Source organism: Bradyrhizobium sp. CCGUVB14 (assembly GCF_024199935.1).
Taxonomy (GTDB): Bacteria; Pseudomonadota; Alphaproteobacteria; order Rhizobiales; family Xanthobacteraceae; genus Bradyrhizobium.
Genome location: NZ_JANADS010000001.1, coordinates 8,775,298 through 8,790,887 on the forward strand (window position 1 = coordinate 8,775,298; position 15,590 = coordinate 8,790,887).

General features: G+C 65.5%; 17 protein-coding genes. 8 read left to right on the forward strand and 9 right to left on the reverse strand.

Translation table 11 applies throughout. The features are described from left to right. Positions 1-221: 221 nt before the first annotated feature. From NLM32_RS40995 to NLM32_RS41005, 3 genes are all read right to left on the reverse strand, one after another. Positions 222-2,270: an elongation factor G gene (locus tag NLM32_RS40995; RefSeq protein ID WP_254134332.1), complete on the reverse strand. Its 2,049-nt coding sequence runs from the start codon at positions 2,268-2,270 to the stop codon at positions 222-224. A 188-nt stretch (positions 2,271-2,458) separates the two neighbouring features. Further along, entirely contained in the window at positions 2,459-2,938 is a 480-nt protein-coding gene (locus tag NLM32_RS41000) for a DUF992 domain-containing protein (RefSeq protein WP_254134333.1), read from the reverse strand. A 167-nt stretch (positions 2,939-3,105) separates the two neighbouring features. Next, entirely contained in the window at positions 3,106-4,308 is a 1,203-nt protein-coding gene (locus tag NLM32_RS41005) for a pyridoxal phosphate-dependent aminotransferase (protein WP_254134334.1), read from the reverse strand. A 553-nt stretch (positions 4,309-4,861) separates the two neighbouring features. Between NLM32_RS41005 and NLM32_RS41010 the strand changes: the two genes are divergently transcribed. The 6 genes from NLM32_RS41010 to NLM32_RS41035 all read left to right on the forward strand — a co-directional run bounded on the left by NLM32_RS41010 (position 4,862) and on the right by NLM32_RS41035 (position 8,872). Continuing rightward, a complete protein-coding gene (locus tag NLM32_RS41010; RefSeq protein ID WP_254134335.1) occupies positions 4,862-5,512 on the forward strand; it encodes a glutathione S-transferase family protein in 651 nt (216 codons plus the stop codon). Between the two features lie 156 nt (positions 5,513-5,668). After that, entirely contained in the window at positions 5,669-5,845 is a 177-nt protein-coding gene (locus tag NLM32_RS41015) for a hypothetical protein (RefSeq protein WP_254134336.1), read from the forward strand. A gap of 84 nt (positions 5,846-5,929) precedes the next feature. Next, positions 5,930-6,076: a hypothetical protein gene (locus tag NLM32_RS41020; RefSeq protein WP_254135579.1), complete on the forward strand. Its 147-nt coding sequence runs from the start codon at positions 5,930-5,932 to the stop codon at positions 6,074-6,076. Positions 6,077-6,205: 129 nt separating this feature from the next. Next, complete coding sequence (locus tag NLM32_RS41025) at positions 6,206-7,012, forward strand: PAS-domain containing protein (RefSeq protein ID WP_254134337.1); 807 nt, start codon at positions 6,206-6,208, stop codon at positions 7,010-7,012. A gap of 120 nt (positions 7,013-7,132) precedes the next feature. Further along, the gene (locus NLM32_RS41030) at positions 7,133-7,588 is read left to right on the forward strand and encodes a GNAT family N-acetyltransferase (protein ID WP_254134338.1); all 456 of its coding nucleotides are present in this window, start codon (positions 7,133-7,135) and stop codon (positions 7,586-7,588) included. A gap of 342 nt (positions 7,589-7,930) precedes the next feature. Further along, positions 7,931-8,872 carry an aldo/keto reductase gene (locus tag NLM32_RS41035; protein ID WP_254134339.1) on the forward strand — a complete coding sequence of 314 codons (942 nt, stop codon included), beginning with the start codon at positions 7,931-7,933 and terminating at the stop codon, positions 8,870-8,872. 18 nt (positions 8,873-8,890) lie between these two features. Here the strand turns inward: NLM32_RS41035 and NLM32_RS41040 are convergent, their stop codons facing one another. The 3 genes from NLM32_RS41040 to NLM32_RS41050 form a co-directional block, all read right to left on the reverse strand. Continuing rightward, a complete protein-coding gene (locus NLM32_RS41040) occupies positions 8,891-9,214 on the reverse strand; it encodes an antibiotic biosynthesis monooxygenase (RefSeq protein ID WP_254134340.1) in 324 nt (107 codons plus the stop codon). An 86-nt stretch (positions 9,215-9,300) separates the two neighbouring features. Then, positions 9,301-10,518, reverse strand: a complete 1,218-nt coding sequence (locus tag NLM32_RS41045) for a DUF1501 domain-containing protein (protein WP_254135541.1) — start codon at positions 10,516-10,518, stop codon at positions 9,301-9,303. A 2-nt stretch (positions 10,519-10,520) separates the two neighbouring features. Further along, positions 10,521-12,104: a DUF1800 domain-containing protein gene (locus tag NLM32_RS41050; RefSeq protein ID WP_254134341.1), complete on the reverse strand. Its 1,584-nt coding sequence runs from the start codon at positions 12,102-12,104 to the stop codon at positions 10,521-10,523. A gap of 114 nt (positions 12,105-12,218) precedes the next feature. Between NLM32_RS41050 and NLM32_RS41055 the strand changes: the two genes are divergently transcribed. Then, a complete protein-coding gene (locus NLM32_RS41055; protein WP_254134342.1) occupies positions 12,219-12,431 on the forward strand; it encodes a cysteine-rich CWC family protein in 213 nt (70 codons plus the stop codon). A 161-nt stretch (positions 12,432-12,592) separates the two neighbouring features. On the opposite strand, the gene NLM32_RS41060 is transcribed toward NLM32_RS41055, so the two are convergent. From NLM32_RS41060 to NLM32_RS41070, 3 genes are all read right to left on the reverse strand, one after another. Next, positions 12,593-13,291 (reverse strand): glutathione S-transferase family protein, encoded by a 699-nt coding sequence (locus NLM32_RS41060; protein WP_254134343.1) that lies wholly within the window; start codon positions 13,289-13,291, stop codon positions 12,593-12,595. Positions 13,292-13,390: 99 nt separating this feature from the next. After that, positions 13,391-13,621: a hypothetical protein gene (locus tag NLM32_RS41065; RefSeq protein WP_234685375.1), complete on the reverse strand. Its 231-nt coding sequence runs from the start codon at positions 13,619-13,621 to the stop codon at positions 13,391-13,393. Then, positions 13,618-14,397: a sulfite exporter TauE/SafE family protein gene (locus NLM32_RS41070; RefSeq protein WP_254134344.1), complete on the reverse strand. Its 780-nt coding sequence runs from the start codon at positions 14,395-14,397 to the stop codon at positions 13,618-13,620. Before NLM32_RS41070 ends, NLM32_RS41065 begins: the two co-directional genes overlap by 4 nt. A gap of 193 nt (positions 14,398-14,590) precedes the next feature. Between NLM32_RS41070 and NLM32_RS41075 the strand changes: the two genes are divergently transcribed. Continuing rightward, a complete protein-coding gene (locus NLM32_RS41075; RefSeq protein ID WP_254134345.1) occupies positions 14,591-15,505 on the forward strand; it encodes a LysR substrate-binding domain-containing protein in 915 nt (304 codons plus the stop codon). Positions 15,506-15,590 lie beyond the last annotated feature (85 nt).

A 15,590-nucleotide genomic window follows, 5' to 3' on the forward strand; every position in this document is an offset into this window, starting at 1 on the left:
TTCGCAAGACGAGCACCTCAGGGTGACGGTGATAGATGAGCGCCAAGCTCCTCTTCCGTCATCGCGAGCGTAGCGAAGCAATCCAGAAATCCCGCGACGGAGACGGACTGGATTGCTTCGTCGCTTCGCTCCTCGCAATGACGGGTGGAGAGACCCCAGCTCATCTCTCCTCTCCCCGCGCGAGCGGGAAGAGGAGCGAGAGAATGACCTCCTTCGCAGAATCACGCCGCGTGTTGATGCGCGGCGATGATCTGGTCGGCGGCGCGACCGGTGACTTCGGCCATGTGGTCGAACTGACGGGTGAAGCTGCCCGCACCTGCCGTTGCCGAACGCAGCTCGACGATGAGCTCGCCGATCTCGGCTTCCGGCATCATGGCGCGGACGCAGTCCCAGCCGCTCCAGCCGTCGCGGGTGTCGAAGCCGAGGATCTGGCCGCGCCGCGCCGACAGGATCGCGTTGATCTTGGCGGTGGCGTCGGTCGGACAGACGATCTCGACCACGTGGATCGGCTCCAGCAGCACCGACTGGCATTGCGGCAGGCCTTCGTTGAGCCCGACCCGCGCCGCCGTACGGAAGGCGAGGTCGGAGGAATCGACGCTGTGATACGAGCCGTCGGTCAGCGTCACCTGCAGATCGGTCACGGGGAAGCCGAGCGGGCCGCGGGCGAGCCCGTCGACGACGCCCTCTTCCACCGCACCGATATAGTTGCGCGGCACCGCACCGCCGACGACCTTCTCGGCGAACTTGAAGCCTTCGCCGCGCGGCAGCGGCTTGATGTCGAGCACGACATCGCCGAACTGGCCGTGACCGCCGGACTGCTTCTTGTGGCGGCCACGCTGGACGATCGGCTTGCGGATGGTCTCCTGGTAGCCGATGGCGGGCGGATGCGAGGCGATCTTGACGCCGAAGCGATCGCGCAGCCGCTCGCTCGCGACGCGTAAGTGCATCTCGCCCTGTCCCCACAACACGGTGTCGTGGGTCTGGGGGTTCTGCACGACGACGAGCGACGGATCCTCCTCATGAAGCCGCATCAACGCCTGGCCGAGCTTGACGTCGTCCTTGCGGTCGGTGGCCGCAACCGAGATGGCGAGCACCGGCGGCGTCGGTTCCGGGGCGACCAGTCCGGCGGGCGGCGCCTTGCCGCTCGACACCGTATCGCCGGTCTTGATCGGATCGAGCTTGGCGAGCGCCACGGTGTCACCGGCTTCCGCGGTGGCACGCTTGGTGTCGTAAGCGCCGTTGACGGCGAGGATGCCGGAAATCCGGCTCGTTCCGCCGGAGGAGGATTGCAGCGTGGCGCCGTCGTCGAGATGGCCGGCGAGCAGCCGCGTCAGCGACAGTTTTCCGCCGTGCTGCGAGTGCAGCGTCTTGAAGACGAAGCCGAGCGCGTCCTTGGTGGAGGGGGCGCCGAGACGTTTTGCGGTCTCCGCAATGCCGGGCGCCTCGTGGCGCAGCGCCTTCATCAGACGCAACACGCCGTTTTCGCGCGCGGCAGCTCCGAGCAGGACCGGGCAGATCACGCCCTCGCGCAGCTCGCGGGCGAGATCGTCGAACACGGCATCGCGCGGCGGCTGGATATCCTCCAGCAATTGCTCCATCAGCGCGTCATCGTGATCGGCGAGCTTCTCGAGCATCGAGAAGCGGGCCTCTTTCTCGCGATCGAGATCGCCGCCTTCGAGCGCGACCACTTCGGACGCCTTGTGCTCGCGATAGACGAAAGCTCGTTCCAGCGCGAGATCGACAAAGCCCTCGATCAGCTCGCCCTTCCAGATCGGGATCTGGCGCAGCACCAGCGGCACGCGCGAGGCGGGCTGGAGCATCGCGAGCGTCTCGCGGATGCGCTTGTTGGCGCGGTCGATCTTGTTGAGGAACAGGAAACGCGGGATCTTCAGCTCCTCCAGCTCGCGCAGGATGATCTGAAGCTGCGGCAGCTTCTTCTCGTCGGCCTCGCAGACCACGATTGCGGCGTCGACGGCAGGAAGCGCGGCGCGCATGTCGTGGGCGAACTCGACGGAACCGGGACAATCCAGGAAGGTATAGCTGTCGCCCATGAAACTCGTGGTGGCGGCAGTAAGCCCGACGGTCATCTTGTGATGACGGGCTTCAGGCGTGGCGTCGCCGACGGAGGTTCCGGCGTCGACGCTGCCGGCACGCGGGATTGCGCCCGTTCGCGCCAGGATCGCTTCGAGAAGTGTGGTTTTACCGCTTTGGAAAGGGCCCACCAGCGCAATGCACCGTGGACCTCGGGGACTTCTGACGTCTTGTCCCATTCGCCGCCTCCTTGGTGTGGAGCTCGGCCCATGATTGGGTCGGCAAGCGCAGATGCTCTGCCCGTCCCCGAGATTTGGCAAGCATCAAACGTCGCTGCGGTGCGTCGTCAGTGAGATCAGGTCTTAACGGATGGTGTTCCACCTCTCGCCAGCGGAGAGAGGTGGAGCAGCACTACGATTGGCGCGTCTTAACGGCCCGGACGGAGTTCCAGGCTCTCGAGTCCGGCCGCAACGTTGAGGCCGACCTGGCCCTGCACGCTGAGCGGCTGAAGCGCGATCGAATTGTTGGAGCCACCGACCAGCACGTTACCGCCGAGGCCGACGCCGACCGAGGCGCTGCCCTGCGCGCCGGCATAATTGCCGGAGAGATCGCCGGGGCCGAGGCGGTTGACGGGTGCGAACACGCCCCAGGCAAGCGCCGTCTCCTGGGTGATGCCGAGGTCGATGCCGATTTTGCTGATCGTCGCGACATAGCGGTCGTCGGGCATGCCATCGACGCGCAAGACGCAGCCGAGATGGGTCACCGATCCGACCACGAAGCCGACGCTGGCGCCGCCACGGCATTCGAGCACGCCGACCTGCACCAGTCGCGACTGCGCGCTGGCGCCCGCAACGGAGGCAACGAGGCTGGCGGCCGTGAGTCCGGCAAGAAGGAGTGAGCGGCGCATGAAAATGTCTCCGGCGATGAATGTGATGCGAGCATTGGAGAAGCGCGGCAGGACGCCGCAGGACGGTCTATGCCACAAGTGGCGCGGACGTGCCAGATCGCGCGGACGTGAAAGAAAAAAGGGCCCGCGCTACGCGGGCCCTTTCGTGTCGGATCGTTACTGCGGGCTTAGCGCAGATTGCCGCAGAAGCGCTGGATGCGCTTGCAGGCGTCTTCGAGGTCCGAGGTCTTGGTCGCATAGGAGATGCGGAAGGCCGGGCCGAGGCCGAAGGCCGAACCCTGCACCACCGCGACGCCTTCGGTCTCGAGCAGCTCGGTCACGAAGGTCTCGTCGTTGTCGATCACCTTGCCCGACGGCGCGGTCTTGCCGATCGTGCCGGCGCAGGACGGATAGACATAGAACGCGCCTTCCGGACGCGGGCACTCGATGCCCTTGGCCTGGTTGAGCATGGAGACGACGAGGTCGCGGCGCTCCTTGAACACCTTGTTGTTCGCGGGGATGAAGTCCTGCGGACCGTTCAGCGCTTCGACCGCAGCCCACTGCGCAATCGACGACGGGTTCGAGGTCGACTGCGACTGGATCGTCGACATCGCCTTGATCAGCTGCGCAGGACCACCGGCGTAACCGATACGCCAGCCGGTCATGCAATAGGCCTTCGACACGCCGTTCACGGTGAGCGTGCGGTCGTAGAGGCTGGGCTCGACCTGCGCGACGGTGGTGAACTGGAAGTCGTCGTAGACGAGGTGCTCGTACATGTCGTCGGTCATCACCCACACATGCGGATGCTTGACCAGCACGTCGGTGAGCGCCTTCAGCTCGGCGCGGGTGTAGGCCGCGCCGGTCGGGTTCGACGGCGAGCACAGGATGACCCATTTGGTCTTCGGCGTGATCGCGCGCTCGAGCGCATCGGCCTGGAGCTTGAAGCCGGTCGCGGCGGTGCAGACCACCGACACCGGCTCACCGCCGGCGAGCGCCACCATCTCGGGATAGCTGACCCAGTACGGCGCGGGGATGATCACCTCGTCACCCGGATTGATGGTCGCCATCAGCGCATTGTAGAGCACCTGCTTGCCGCCGGTGCCGACGATGATCTGGTTCGGCTTGTAGACGACGCCGTTCTCGCGCTGAAATTTGCCGATGATGGCTTCCTTCAGCTCGGGGATACCGTCGACCGCAGTGTACTTGGTCTTACCGGCTTCGATGGCGTGGATCGCCGCCAGCTTGATGTTGGCGGGCGTATCGAAGTCGGGCTCGCCGGCGCCGAGGCCGATGACGTTGCGGCCCGCCGCTTTCAGCGCGCGTGCTTTATCCGTGACCGCGATGGTCGCGGACGGCTTCACACGGTCGAGCGCAGCAGCAAGGAAGGCCATCGTCATCTCCTGACAAGCGTCGTGAACCCTTTGGCCTCACGACTCTGATTGTGGGAATGCAGACACCCTAAAACGTGTGCCGCTGCACCGCAAGAAACTTCGGCCCGATCTCGAAAAAGTTTACAGGTTTGGAGCGTTTCAAGGCGCGATTTCCCGCAATTTTCCGCAACTTTGCCGGGCAAACCGCTCATATCCCGCAAGGCTTGTCCTCGGAGCAATTTTGAAGGCGCTCAAGTGCCACAAGACTGACGGCGGGCTGACGCGCGAGGCCAGCGACCGATCGGCAGCGGGTGGCGAGATCGCGACCCATCACCGCTTCGCACACGATCGCGCGACGCGACTTGTCGCGCACGTTGACGCAAGCGTGATCTGATTTGCGGCGTGGCACGAACATGATCTTCCGCAGCGTTGCAGTGCGGTAGGGTTTTCGAGTTTTTCTATAGGTCAGCCCTTGCGGCGGATTCGCATCGGCATCATTGTTTAGCCGCGGTGCGGGGCAACAAGCGCTGCGCCTTTCCGTCCTTTGCCCGTCCCTTGGAATCGAACTCCCAGAATGTACAAGCTCTATTCGATGCAGCGCTCGGGCAACAGCTACAAGGTCCGCCTTGCGCTGGCGCTTTTGAACGTGCCCTACGAACCCATCGAGGTGGACATTCTGCGCGGCGAGAGCAAGACGCCGGACTTCCTGTCGAAGAACCCGTCCGGACAGGTGCCGCTGCTCGAGGTCGGCGACAATCGCTATCTCGCAGAGTCCAACGCCATCCTGTGGTACGTCGCCGTCGGCACGCCGCTCGCGCCTGAGAACCGGATCGACCGCGCCGAGGCGCTGCAATGGATGTTCTTCGAGCAGCACGCGCTCGAGCCCAACATCGGCGCGGCGTATTTCTGGCTGTCGCTGGTCAAGGGCGGCCGCGACCTGCAGACCCACGCGCTGGAGGACTGGATGGAGCGCGGCTACGGCGCGCTCCAGGTGATGGAAAACCACCTCAAGACCAACGCCTATTTTGCCGCCCGCCAGCTCACGGTCGCCGACATCGCGCTGTACGGCTACACCCACCTCGCCGACCGCTGCGATTTCGATTTGGCGCCCTTCCCGGCGATCCGGGACTGGCTGAAGCGCGTCGAGGCCGCGCCCGGCTTCGTGGCGATGGACTGGCGCCCCGCCGACATCGACGACTCCGCCAGCATTGCCGCCGGGGTCTAAAAACCGGTGCGGCGTTAAGGAATAGCGGGCATTGCGTTAACCTTTGCCCCAATCCCGCCATTTTCAGCGCGACCGCCGCCGCAATATTGCCGGTTGAAATTGTGACGTTGTTCGATGTCGCGGGTGATTCGCTCGCACGTTGAAGGATTTAGACCCATGATGCGGGCGTCCGGCACGGTCGGCTTTCAGGGCCAAACCGATACCGTCTCGTCTTCCCGGCTGACCAATGCGGTCGCGGCCTCGCTCGCCGTCGCCGCCCTCTCGCTTTGCCTGATCGTCACCCTCACGGTGCTGTCGACCAAGGCGACCATGGCGATGGGTCTGCCGGTCTGATCCCCGTTTCATCTGGATGACCTTCAAGGTGCCGCGCGGCCCCGCGCCGATCAGCATCGCGACGGGACACCAATGAAATCGCCTGTGGTAGTCGTTGCAATCACCTTGACTGCGGCCATCCTGGTCGCGGCGTCGCTTTTGATCTTCGTAGGCACCCGCAAGGGCCCGGGCACGTCGACATGGAATGCGCCGACGCTGCAGGAGCGTATCAAGCACGCGCATTTGGTCTAAAATCATCCGAAAGCTTTGGGCGCGCGGGCAAGCGCCTCTTAAGCGCACCGCGCGAAATCGTCTTGCGCGCGCGCAACCATGCGCCAGTCTGACGCCGTTATCTCGTTCAGGGAGGAACGAGTCAGGCCCATGTGGTTCGGATGGCGTGCCATTTCCGGTCCCGTGCTCACGGCAGCGATCGCACTGCTGGCGATCGTGCTCGATCGCGCCGTTCCCCTTCCCTCGCCTGCGCCGCTGTTCGTCTGTGTTGTCGCGCTTGCAGGCGCGCTGTCGGGCTTCGCTTCCGCCATGACCAGCGCGGCGCTCGCCGTGATCGGCGCCGCGCTGTTCTTCCTCGGCCACCGCGCCATGCCGTTCCATGCCGCCGCCGATCTGGTCGGGCTCCTCGCAGTGACGGCCTTCGGCACCGCAGGCATCACCGGCCTCATGCGCGAGCGGCTGCTCGACACCTTTGCGGCCGAGCGCCAGAGCCACGCCATTGCGGCGCGGCTTTCGGCAGCGCTCGACCAGGTCGATATCGGCATCGTGCTGCTCGATGCCGAGACCCGCGCCGAATTCATCAATCGTGCGTTCCGCGATTACTTCGCGCTGCCGGACGAAAAGGCCGACGACAAGCCGCCCTTCATCGCACTGATGTATCACAGCCGTGACACCGGCGCATTCGAACTGCCGGAGGACGAGCTCGGCGTCTTCATCGCGCAGCGGATGGAGATGGTGCGGGTCGGCGACGCCACGCCGATCAACATCAATTTGCGCAACGGCGAGGTGCTGCGTTTCGTCTGCACCGCGCTGCCCGACGGCGGCCGCATGCTGAGCTACACGCCGGTGACCGATCTGGTGCGCCACACCGACGCGCCCGCACGCGCGGATTATTATCGTTCACTGCGCGATCCCACGGGACGCAAGCTGCTCCGGTACTTGCGCGTTGCGGAGTGATGCAACGGCGGGCATCTCCGAGGATGGCCGCAACAAGATCTTCTCCATCACGATTGATCCGCAACGCGATCATCCCGTATGAAGGATGCATCATCGCCTCATCGATCGCGGATTTCCCAGATGTCGCTCACCATTCGCTCCGTCACCCGGCAGGATTACGATCAATGGCTGCCGCTGTGGGATGGCTACAACGCCTTTTACGGCCGCTCCGGCCCGACCGCGCTCGCGCCCGAGATTACGAAGGTGACGTGGCAGCGCTTCTTCGATGCCTATGAGCCGGTGCATGGGCTGGTCGCCGAGAGCGACGGCCGCCTGCTCGGCATGACGAACTATCTGTTTCATCGCAGCACCACGGCGATCGAGCCATCGTGCTATCTGCAGGATCTGTTCACGCTGGAGGCCTCGCGCGGCAAGGGCGTCGCCTCGGCGCTGATCTATGGCGTCTACGAGCGCGCGAAGCTCGCGGGCTCCCCACGGGTCTACTGGCAGACCCATGAGACCAACACCACGGCGCAGAGCCTGTACGACAAGGTCGCGGAACGCTCCGGCTTCATCGTCTATCGCAAGATTTTCTGATTTTTCCCGGGCGGGGCGCGATGAACCATCATCGCGCCCCGGTTCGTTTTGAGCATGATCTTTTCGGAAAACCGCTACGCACTTTTCCGGATCATGCTGCCTGTGGATAACTTTGGTTGTCACCGGCGCGTAACACACCGGGACTAAGTTGCAGTTGCGTCTGATCAGGCCCCCCGTCACCGATCAAGCGCCCCAAGCGGTCCCCGTCAGTCGCCGCGTCTGACAGGGGCCGCATTTTTTTGTCCGCAGTTCCTTTCAGCATGGCTGCAACGCAGCCAGCCGCTTGCCGCTGCGGCACGCCGCGGTCACAATGGGCGCCTGCTTTTTCTGACAGGATCTCCCATGGAAATTCGTAATCTCGGCGGCTCCGGCCTGCGCGTGTCTGCAGTCGGGCTCGGCTGCAACAATTTCGGCCAGCGCACCGATCTGGAAACGTCGCGCAAGGTGATCCACCGCGCGATCGACCTCGGTATCACGCTGTTCGACACCGCCGACATCTATGCCGGCCAGGGCGGTTCCGAGACGGTGCTCGGCACCGTGCTCGGCGATCGCCGCAAGGACATCGTGCTCGCCACCAAATATTCCAAGCCGATGGCGGCCGACGGAACCAAGCAGGGCGCCTCGCGCCGCTACATCATGAATGCGGTCGAGGCCAGCCTGACGCGCCTCAAGACCGATTACATCGATCTCTACCAGCAGCATGATTACGATCCGCTGACGCCGCTGGAAGAGACGCTGCGCGCGCTCGACGATCTCGTCCGCCAGGGCAAGGTCCGCTACATCGGCCATTCCAACTTCCCGGCCTGGCGCATCGCGGAGGCCGAGTTCACCGCGCGCGCGATGAACGTCAGCCGCTTCGTCTCGGCGCAGGACGAGTACAGCCTCGTCGTCCGCGATATCGAGAAGGATCTGCTGCCCGCAGCCCAGGAATACAAGCTCGGCCTGCTGCCGTTCTTCCCGCTCGCAAGCGGCCTGCTCACCGGCAAATACCAGCGCGGCACGGCAGCGCCCGCCGACACGCGCTTCGGCAAGGCACCGGCGCTGCGCGACCGCTACGTCACGCCGCGCAACGAGGACATCGTCGAGAAGCTCCAGGGCTTTGCGCAGGCCCGCGGCCATTCGATGCTCGAGCTCGCCTTCTCCTGGCTCGCCGCGCGCCCGCAGGTGTCGAGCGTGATCGCCGGCGCCACCCGCGTCGAGCAGGTCGAGCAGAACGTCAAGGCGATCGCCTGGCAGCTCAGCGCGGACGATCTTGCCGAGATCGACAAGATCACGCTGGGATGATCCTGGCGGCGCGGCGCGCTACTTCGCGCCGCGTCCGACGGTCTGCTTGACCTCAAACCCTTCGAACTGGGGATGCCCCTGATAGAGCGGCTTGTTGTCGCCGGCACGGGCGTGCGCCGCGCGGAACGCCTCCGACTTGGTCCAGGCCTCGAACGCCGCATGATTGGCCCACACCGTATGCGAGGCGTAGAGCGTGTGGTCCTCGAGCTCGGGGCCTTTGAGCAGATGGAATTCGACGAAGCCCGGCACCTTGTCCAGATGCGTGTCGCGCGACGCCCAAACCTGCTCGAAGGCAGCTTCGGAACCTTTGGTGACACGAAAACGGTTCATGGCGATGTACATGCGGGTGGTCTCCTGATGCTCACGCGATCATGTCGTCATTCCGCGACGCGCCGCAAGGCGCGGGCGCGGGATGACGGCGGCGGCTGCTAAGCCACCAGCCCCTTCATCGGCCTTGCGCTTGCGCTGTCCGGGAAGACAGTGCCCGCCAGCACCTGATCCGACAGGCCGAACTGGCTCTGCAGCACGCCCTTGATCACGGAGCGGAGATCGGTGGTGGGCTTGAGGTCGCGGGCCTCATAGAGGTTGGCGGGCTTGAGGCCGGGCCAGTCGGAGATGACGCGGCCGCCTTTCACGGCGCCGCCGGCCAGCAGCGCGATGGTGCCGGTGCCGTGGTCGGTACCGTCGGTGCCGTTGATGCGCGCGGTGCGGCCGAATTCGGTGGCGACGACCACGACGGTGTCGCGCCAGCGCTCACCGAGGCCGCTTTCGAACTCGGCGAGCGCGCCGTCGAGACCGCCGAGCAGGAAGGCGAGACGCCCGACCGGGCCACCTTCATTGGCATGTGTATCCCAACCATCGAAGGCGAGTGCGGCAATGCGCGGACCGTCATCGGCGGCCATCAGCTTTGCCGCGCCGCGCGCGACCTGGCGCATCTGGGCGACCTGATTGCCGGGCTTCGGCTTCATGTCGTCGCCGGATGCCGCCTTTTCGAGCTGGAGACCTTGCGACAGCGCCGAAGCCAAAGCGGGATCGCGATGGCGATAGAGATCGACGAGCCGCATCGCGGTGTCGTCGTCGGCCTGCGGCAGCGCGACCGGCGCCCAGCCGACGGTCGGCGCATTGCCGCGCAGCACCAGTGGCGTTGTCGGGCCGACCGCAAGACCGCTCGACACGCGTTCGCCGCGCGGCAGCGCTTCCAGCGCGCGATTGAGCCAGCCGGACTGCACGCGGCCCGGGCCGGCATAGCCGCTCTCGAGCACGTCCTGGCCGTCGAAATGCGAGCGATCGCGATACGGCGTCGCCACCGCATGAATCACCGCGGCATGCTGCGCGCGATACATCCGCGCGAATTCCGGCATCGACGGATGCAGCGCGAAGAAACTGTTGAGCATCAGCGCGGGATGCGCACCATCCGCCGTCAGCGCGATCGCGCCGTGCAGGCCGGCATAATCGGGATCGCCGATCGGCGCGACGGTGGCGAGCCCGTCGAGCGCGCCGCGCAGGATCACCACGACCAGGCGGGGGTCGCGCCCATCGGCCGCGCGCGCGAATTTCGGCAAATAGGCCCAGGCCGCGAACGAGGCGCCGCCGAGCAGAAGGTCGCGGCGCGAGGTGAGGAGCCGGTTTTCGACGCAGTCGATCATCATCATCTCCTCTGCATTTCCGGCGACATCAGCAGCAGTGCCAGCGCCTGCTGGCGCGATTCCGCGCGCTCGATGGTCTTGCGCGTTTCGACCGAGGCCGCATCCGCCGCAGCGAATTCCAGGAGATCGAGCGGATCGATGTTGGGCCCGAGCCGCGCGCCCATCTGCGAGGCGATGTCGAGCCGGAGCTTCATGCCTTCAGGTGCGGCCCATGCCGCAGACGTGTCGGGGAAACCGTTCGGTCCGGCCGGCGTCCACAAGGGCTGGCCGAGCAGGTTCAGACTGTTGAGATACCCGCCGGGATCCTCCGGCACGCGCGCGAGCAGCCGGCCGCTCGCGACTAGGAAATCGTAAGGCGAGCGCATCTTGGTCAGCGGCGCCTGCCAGGCCTCGTTGGAATCGACCAGAGCGGTGGCAAGCGCCTTCAGATCGCCGTCGGTCTTGACGAAGACATCGCGCAGCCGCGCGACCAGCACGGGCGGCGGATCGTCGGCGACGAAGTGACGGACGAATTTGGTGGCGATGAAATTCGCGGTCGCGGGATGGCGCGCAATGTCGGCGAGCGCGGCCTCGCCCTGCGCAAGGCCCGTCGCCTCGTAGGTCTTGCCGAGCAGCATTTGCGGCCCGGGCTGATGCGCATTGGCGTTGAAGGCGAACGAGCCGGGCGCTCCGAGCTGACCCTGCCGGCCGGCAAAGGTCCAGCCGGTGATGATGCGCGCGAGCGAGGTGACGTCCTCCTGCGTATAGCCGCCGCCGACGCCGAGCGTATGCAGCTCCATGATCTCGCGCGCGAGATTCTCGTTCAGGCCGCGCTTTCGGTTCTGGCCCGCGCGCGAATCCGGTCCGAGCGATTGCTGGTTGTCGAGGAAGAACAGCATGGCCGGATGCTGCTCGACCGCCTTCAGCATGTCGGCGAAGCGCCCGAGCACGTGCGGGCGAATCGCCTCGCGCTCGAACGCGCCGGCCCACATCCGCGCCAGCTCGCCCTTGCTTGCGGAGATGCAGAAATGGTTGGACCAGAACACGACCAGACGCTCGGTGAAGCCGCAATCGACCATCATCGCGCGCTGCAGCCGCGCCAGTGCCTCGGCGCGAAAGGTCTTCTGGATCACGTTGAGCGGCTGCGCCGGTTTTGCAGCAGCCGGCGCGGCGGCACCGGGCTGCATGGCATCGGGCTTCATCGCAGCATCGGCAGGCTTGTTGTCGGCGGCAGGTTTGGCCTCGGCCATCTGCTGACCTGCGATCTCGGTCATCACCGTGTTGAGCGAGAGATTGCGCCGCAATTGGTTGTCGGGCCTGGGGTCGGCGGGCGGCTGCGGCGCGGGCGCTTCGGTGGGAGCTGCCGCCTTCGCGGCCTCGCGCGCCTGCTTGACCTGGTCCTGATAGGCGAACGCGGCTTGGCCGAGTTGCGGCGTCGATTGCAGGCCCGGCGCCTCCAGCAGCGCGCCCACCGGACGCGCCAGCTCCGCCTTCACGAAACCGCGGGGATCGGAAGCCGCATTGATGAGATCGCCGGAGGCCCCGCCGCGGGCGCCGAAGCCGAAGCGGTTCAGCGCGACGAGGGCGGCTTGCGAATCGCGGGCCATCGATTTGTCCTCCGCGCGGTGCCAACCGCTTCCCTGGTCCGGGCGTGGCGCCTAATATACCGCAGCCGGAGATGAACCCGACATGAAAATGACGGCGAAGCTTTTGCGTAAATCATGACAAATCCGAAAGAAATCACGCTTCCGCAACCGGCCCCGCGCCGCCTCGCCTGTTCCCGATGCGGCACCGAATTCGGCTGCGATCTCTCGGGCGAGTGCTGGTGCGCCGAGGAGACGGCAAAGCTGCCGATGCCGGTGAAGGGCGAGGATTGCCTGTGCCGGGAGTGTCTGCGGAAGGCGGCGGCGGAGGCGGCGAGCACTGCAGGTTAGTTGCGAGAGATCGCGACACTCACGGTGTCGTCCCGGCGAAGGCCGGGCCCCATAACCCCAGGGAGAGGTTTGGCGAAGACTCGTCGTTCGGTACTTCGACCATCCACAACATTTAGATCACGCGGTATGGGTCCCGGCCTTCGCCGGGACGACGGACTGCCCTACACCGCAAATCCCGGCGACTTCCGCGCCATGCCGTCGAACGCATCGAGCAGCTTTTCGCGCCACGCATGGACCGGATCGTCCGCCTCGATCAGCCTGAACGGGCTCACTACGCGCGCCCATTGGAAGCCGCCGAACACGATGTAGTCGGCATAATTCGGCGCGGCGCCGCCGAGATAGGCTTGCGTCTTGAACGTCTGCCGCATGATCTCCAGCGATTTGCGGAACGCGACGACGCCGCTGTCGCGGCTCGCCATGATCTCTTCCAGCCTCTTGCCGCCGAAACGAGCCTCGCGCGATTGGCGGAAATAGGCGGCATCGACCTCGGCCAGATTGTTCGGGATGTCGGCGATGATCAGCGGAAAGATGCCGCCGACGATGGCGATGTCGCCCCAAGCATTGATCATGCGCGCCATTGCGCGACCGCCCTCGCCGCCGAACAGCGACGGGCGATCGGGAAAATTGTCTTCGAGATAGTTCGCGATCGCCCAGGAATCGACCACGGGCTTGTCGTGATGCAGCAGCACCGGCACCTTCTCCGAGCCGTGCGGCGCGATTGCGCCCTTCTCGGTAAACCGCCAGGGCAGCGAGTCCGCCGTCAGCCCCTTGTGCGCGAGCGCCATCCGCGTGCGCCAGCAATAGGGACTGAAGGGGCGCGAGGCGTCGGTGCCGACGAGTTCGAAGAGCTTGAGCGACATGGTGGTGTTCCGTCATTGCGAGCGCAGCGAAGCAATCCAGTCTGCCGCTGCGGAGACATTCTGGATTGCTTCGCTTGCGCTCGCAATGACGTTGTGGCGTCACCGCCCGTTCGTTCGCAGCCACCTTTCGCCGTCTTCCGTCACCGCGATGATCAGGCCGATGCCGGGCAGCGTCTCGCGCGCGACGAAGCCGCGATCGGCGGCGTCCTCCCAGATGGTGAGGCGCGGGCACGAGGTCTTCCAGGTCGAGATCACCTCGGCATAGGCGCGCGGCTCGCGCGCGATCCATTCGACGAAGTCCAGCACCAGCGGGTCGGCCGTCTCGCTCATTGCAAACCTCCCTTGTCGAAGGCAGCCAGCACCGGCGTGCGCAGCAGGAGCCAGCCACCATAGGCAATGTAATAGCAGGCGATGGTGGTGATCAGCTTGTTCGACCAGGCGATGAATTGCTGGTCGGTCATGGCTTCGAGAATACGCCGCGCCAGCGAGGTGCCGATCATCGAGGCTGCAATGGCGATACCGGCGAGGACGGGGTCGAGCGTCGCGGCCTGGTCGATGATTCCGCCGAAATAGATCAGCTTGGTGAAATGGCTGACGAGCTGGCACATCGCCTTGGTCGCCACCTTCTCGCGGCGGCCGAAGTCGCCGCCGAGGAAGAAGGTGTCAAGCAGCGGACCGGAGACGCCGGTCATCAGCATCAGCCCCATGCAGATCGTGCCGTAGACGGTGCCCTGCCAGAGGCGGTCCGGATCCGGCTTGATATTCGTCGGCAGCAGCCGTGCCATGAACGGCGTGGCACCGAGCATCAGGAGCGCCATCGGCTTGTCCGGCACGTAGCGGGTGAGCGACCAGGCCGCCAGCGCGATGGCAGCGCCGACCATGTAGTTCGCGACCGGCCGCCAGCGGATATGGGCGCGCCACAGCAGCGCGCGCCAGCCGTTGGAAGCCATCTGCGTGATCGCGTGCAGCACCATCGCGGTCGGCAGCGGCATCAGCGCCAGCAGCACGCCGATCAGGATCAGCCCGCCCGCCATGCCGAACAACCCCGACAGGAACGCCGTGGCGACCATCAGCAATCCGAGGGCAGCGATCATGATGGGCGTCACGCGAGGGGTCTCCTATTGGAATGGTCAGGGACGCAGACTGCTCAATCCCCTTCGCCCCGTTTGGGGGAGAAGCGAAGAAGGGCGCCTCCGGCTCAAATCAGCATGAATTACGCTGATATTTGTGCCTCGCTTGCTCCGTTCGGGCAAACTGAGTTATCTTGCCCTGGCATCAGCTTTCCTGAGGGTCCTTGGTTTGCGGCGGCTGCTCTTTCTCAACGGCATCAAGGCATTCGAGGCGGCGGCGCGGACCGGCAGCTTTGCCGCGGCCGGCGTCGAGCTGAGCGTGTCGGCGGCCGCCGTCAGCCGCATGGTGCATCTCCTGGAAGAGCGGCTCGGCGTCGCGCTGTTCGAGCGCAAGGCTAACAAGCTAGTGCTGACGCAGGCGGGCCGCGCCTATCAGAGCGGCCTGACGCCGATCTTCGACGCGCTCGCCAGCCTCACCGCACAGGTGACGGCCCCCTCCGGCGTCCGCGTGCTCACCATCGGGGTCGGACATACGTTCGCGATGCGCTGGCTGATCCCGCGGCTGTCGGAGTTTCGCAGCGAGGAGCCCGACATCGAGGTGCGCTTCACCACCGGCGGCGCCGAGGTGCCGTTCGGCGAGGATTGGAGCTGCGGCATCAAGCTTGGCACCGGCGACTGGCCAGGGCTCGTCGCCGAGCCGCTGTTCGCCGGCGACCTCACGCCGGTCTGCGTACCGCGCCTCGCCTCCGGCCTGAAACGCCCGGCCGATCTCAAAGGCCCGAGCCTGATCCGCGTCACGCATTCAACCGAGGACTGGCCGATCTGGCTGAAAGCCGCAGGCCTGCCCCGCATCAACGCGCGCGGGCCGGAGTTCCAGTTCTATGGCCAGGCGCTCCAGGCCGCCGCCGACGGGCTCGGCATCGCCATGGGCATCCGGCCCTATATCGACGACGATCTCGCTGCCGGACGCCTGATCGCGCCGTTCGATCTCTCCGTGCCAAAAGGCATGCGCTGGTACCTGCTCTACCGCAGCTTTCAGACCGAACAGCGCGATTTTGCTGCGTTCCGCCGCTGGATCATGCGTTCCGCGGCGGAACCCGCAGCCCGGCCGCGCCGGTCGAGCCGCGCCGCCGGACGGGGCTAGATTCTTGTTTTGACGCGTTTTCTTTACGCGAACCGGTATCCACTTCGCTCGAAAACGCTCTGGCCCATCACCCGATCGGGTGAAA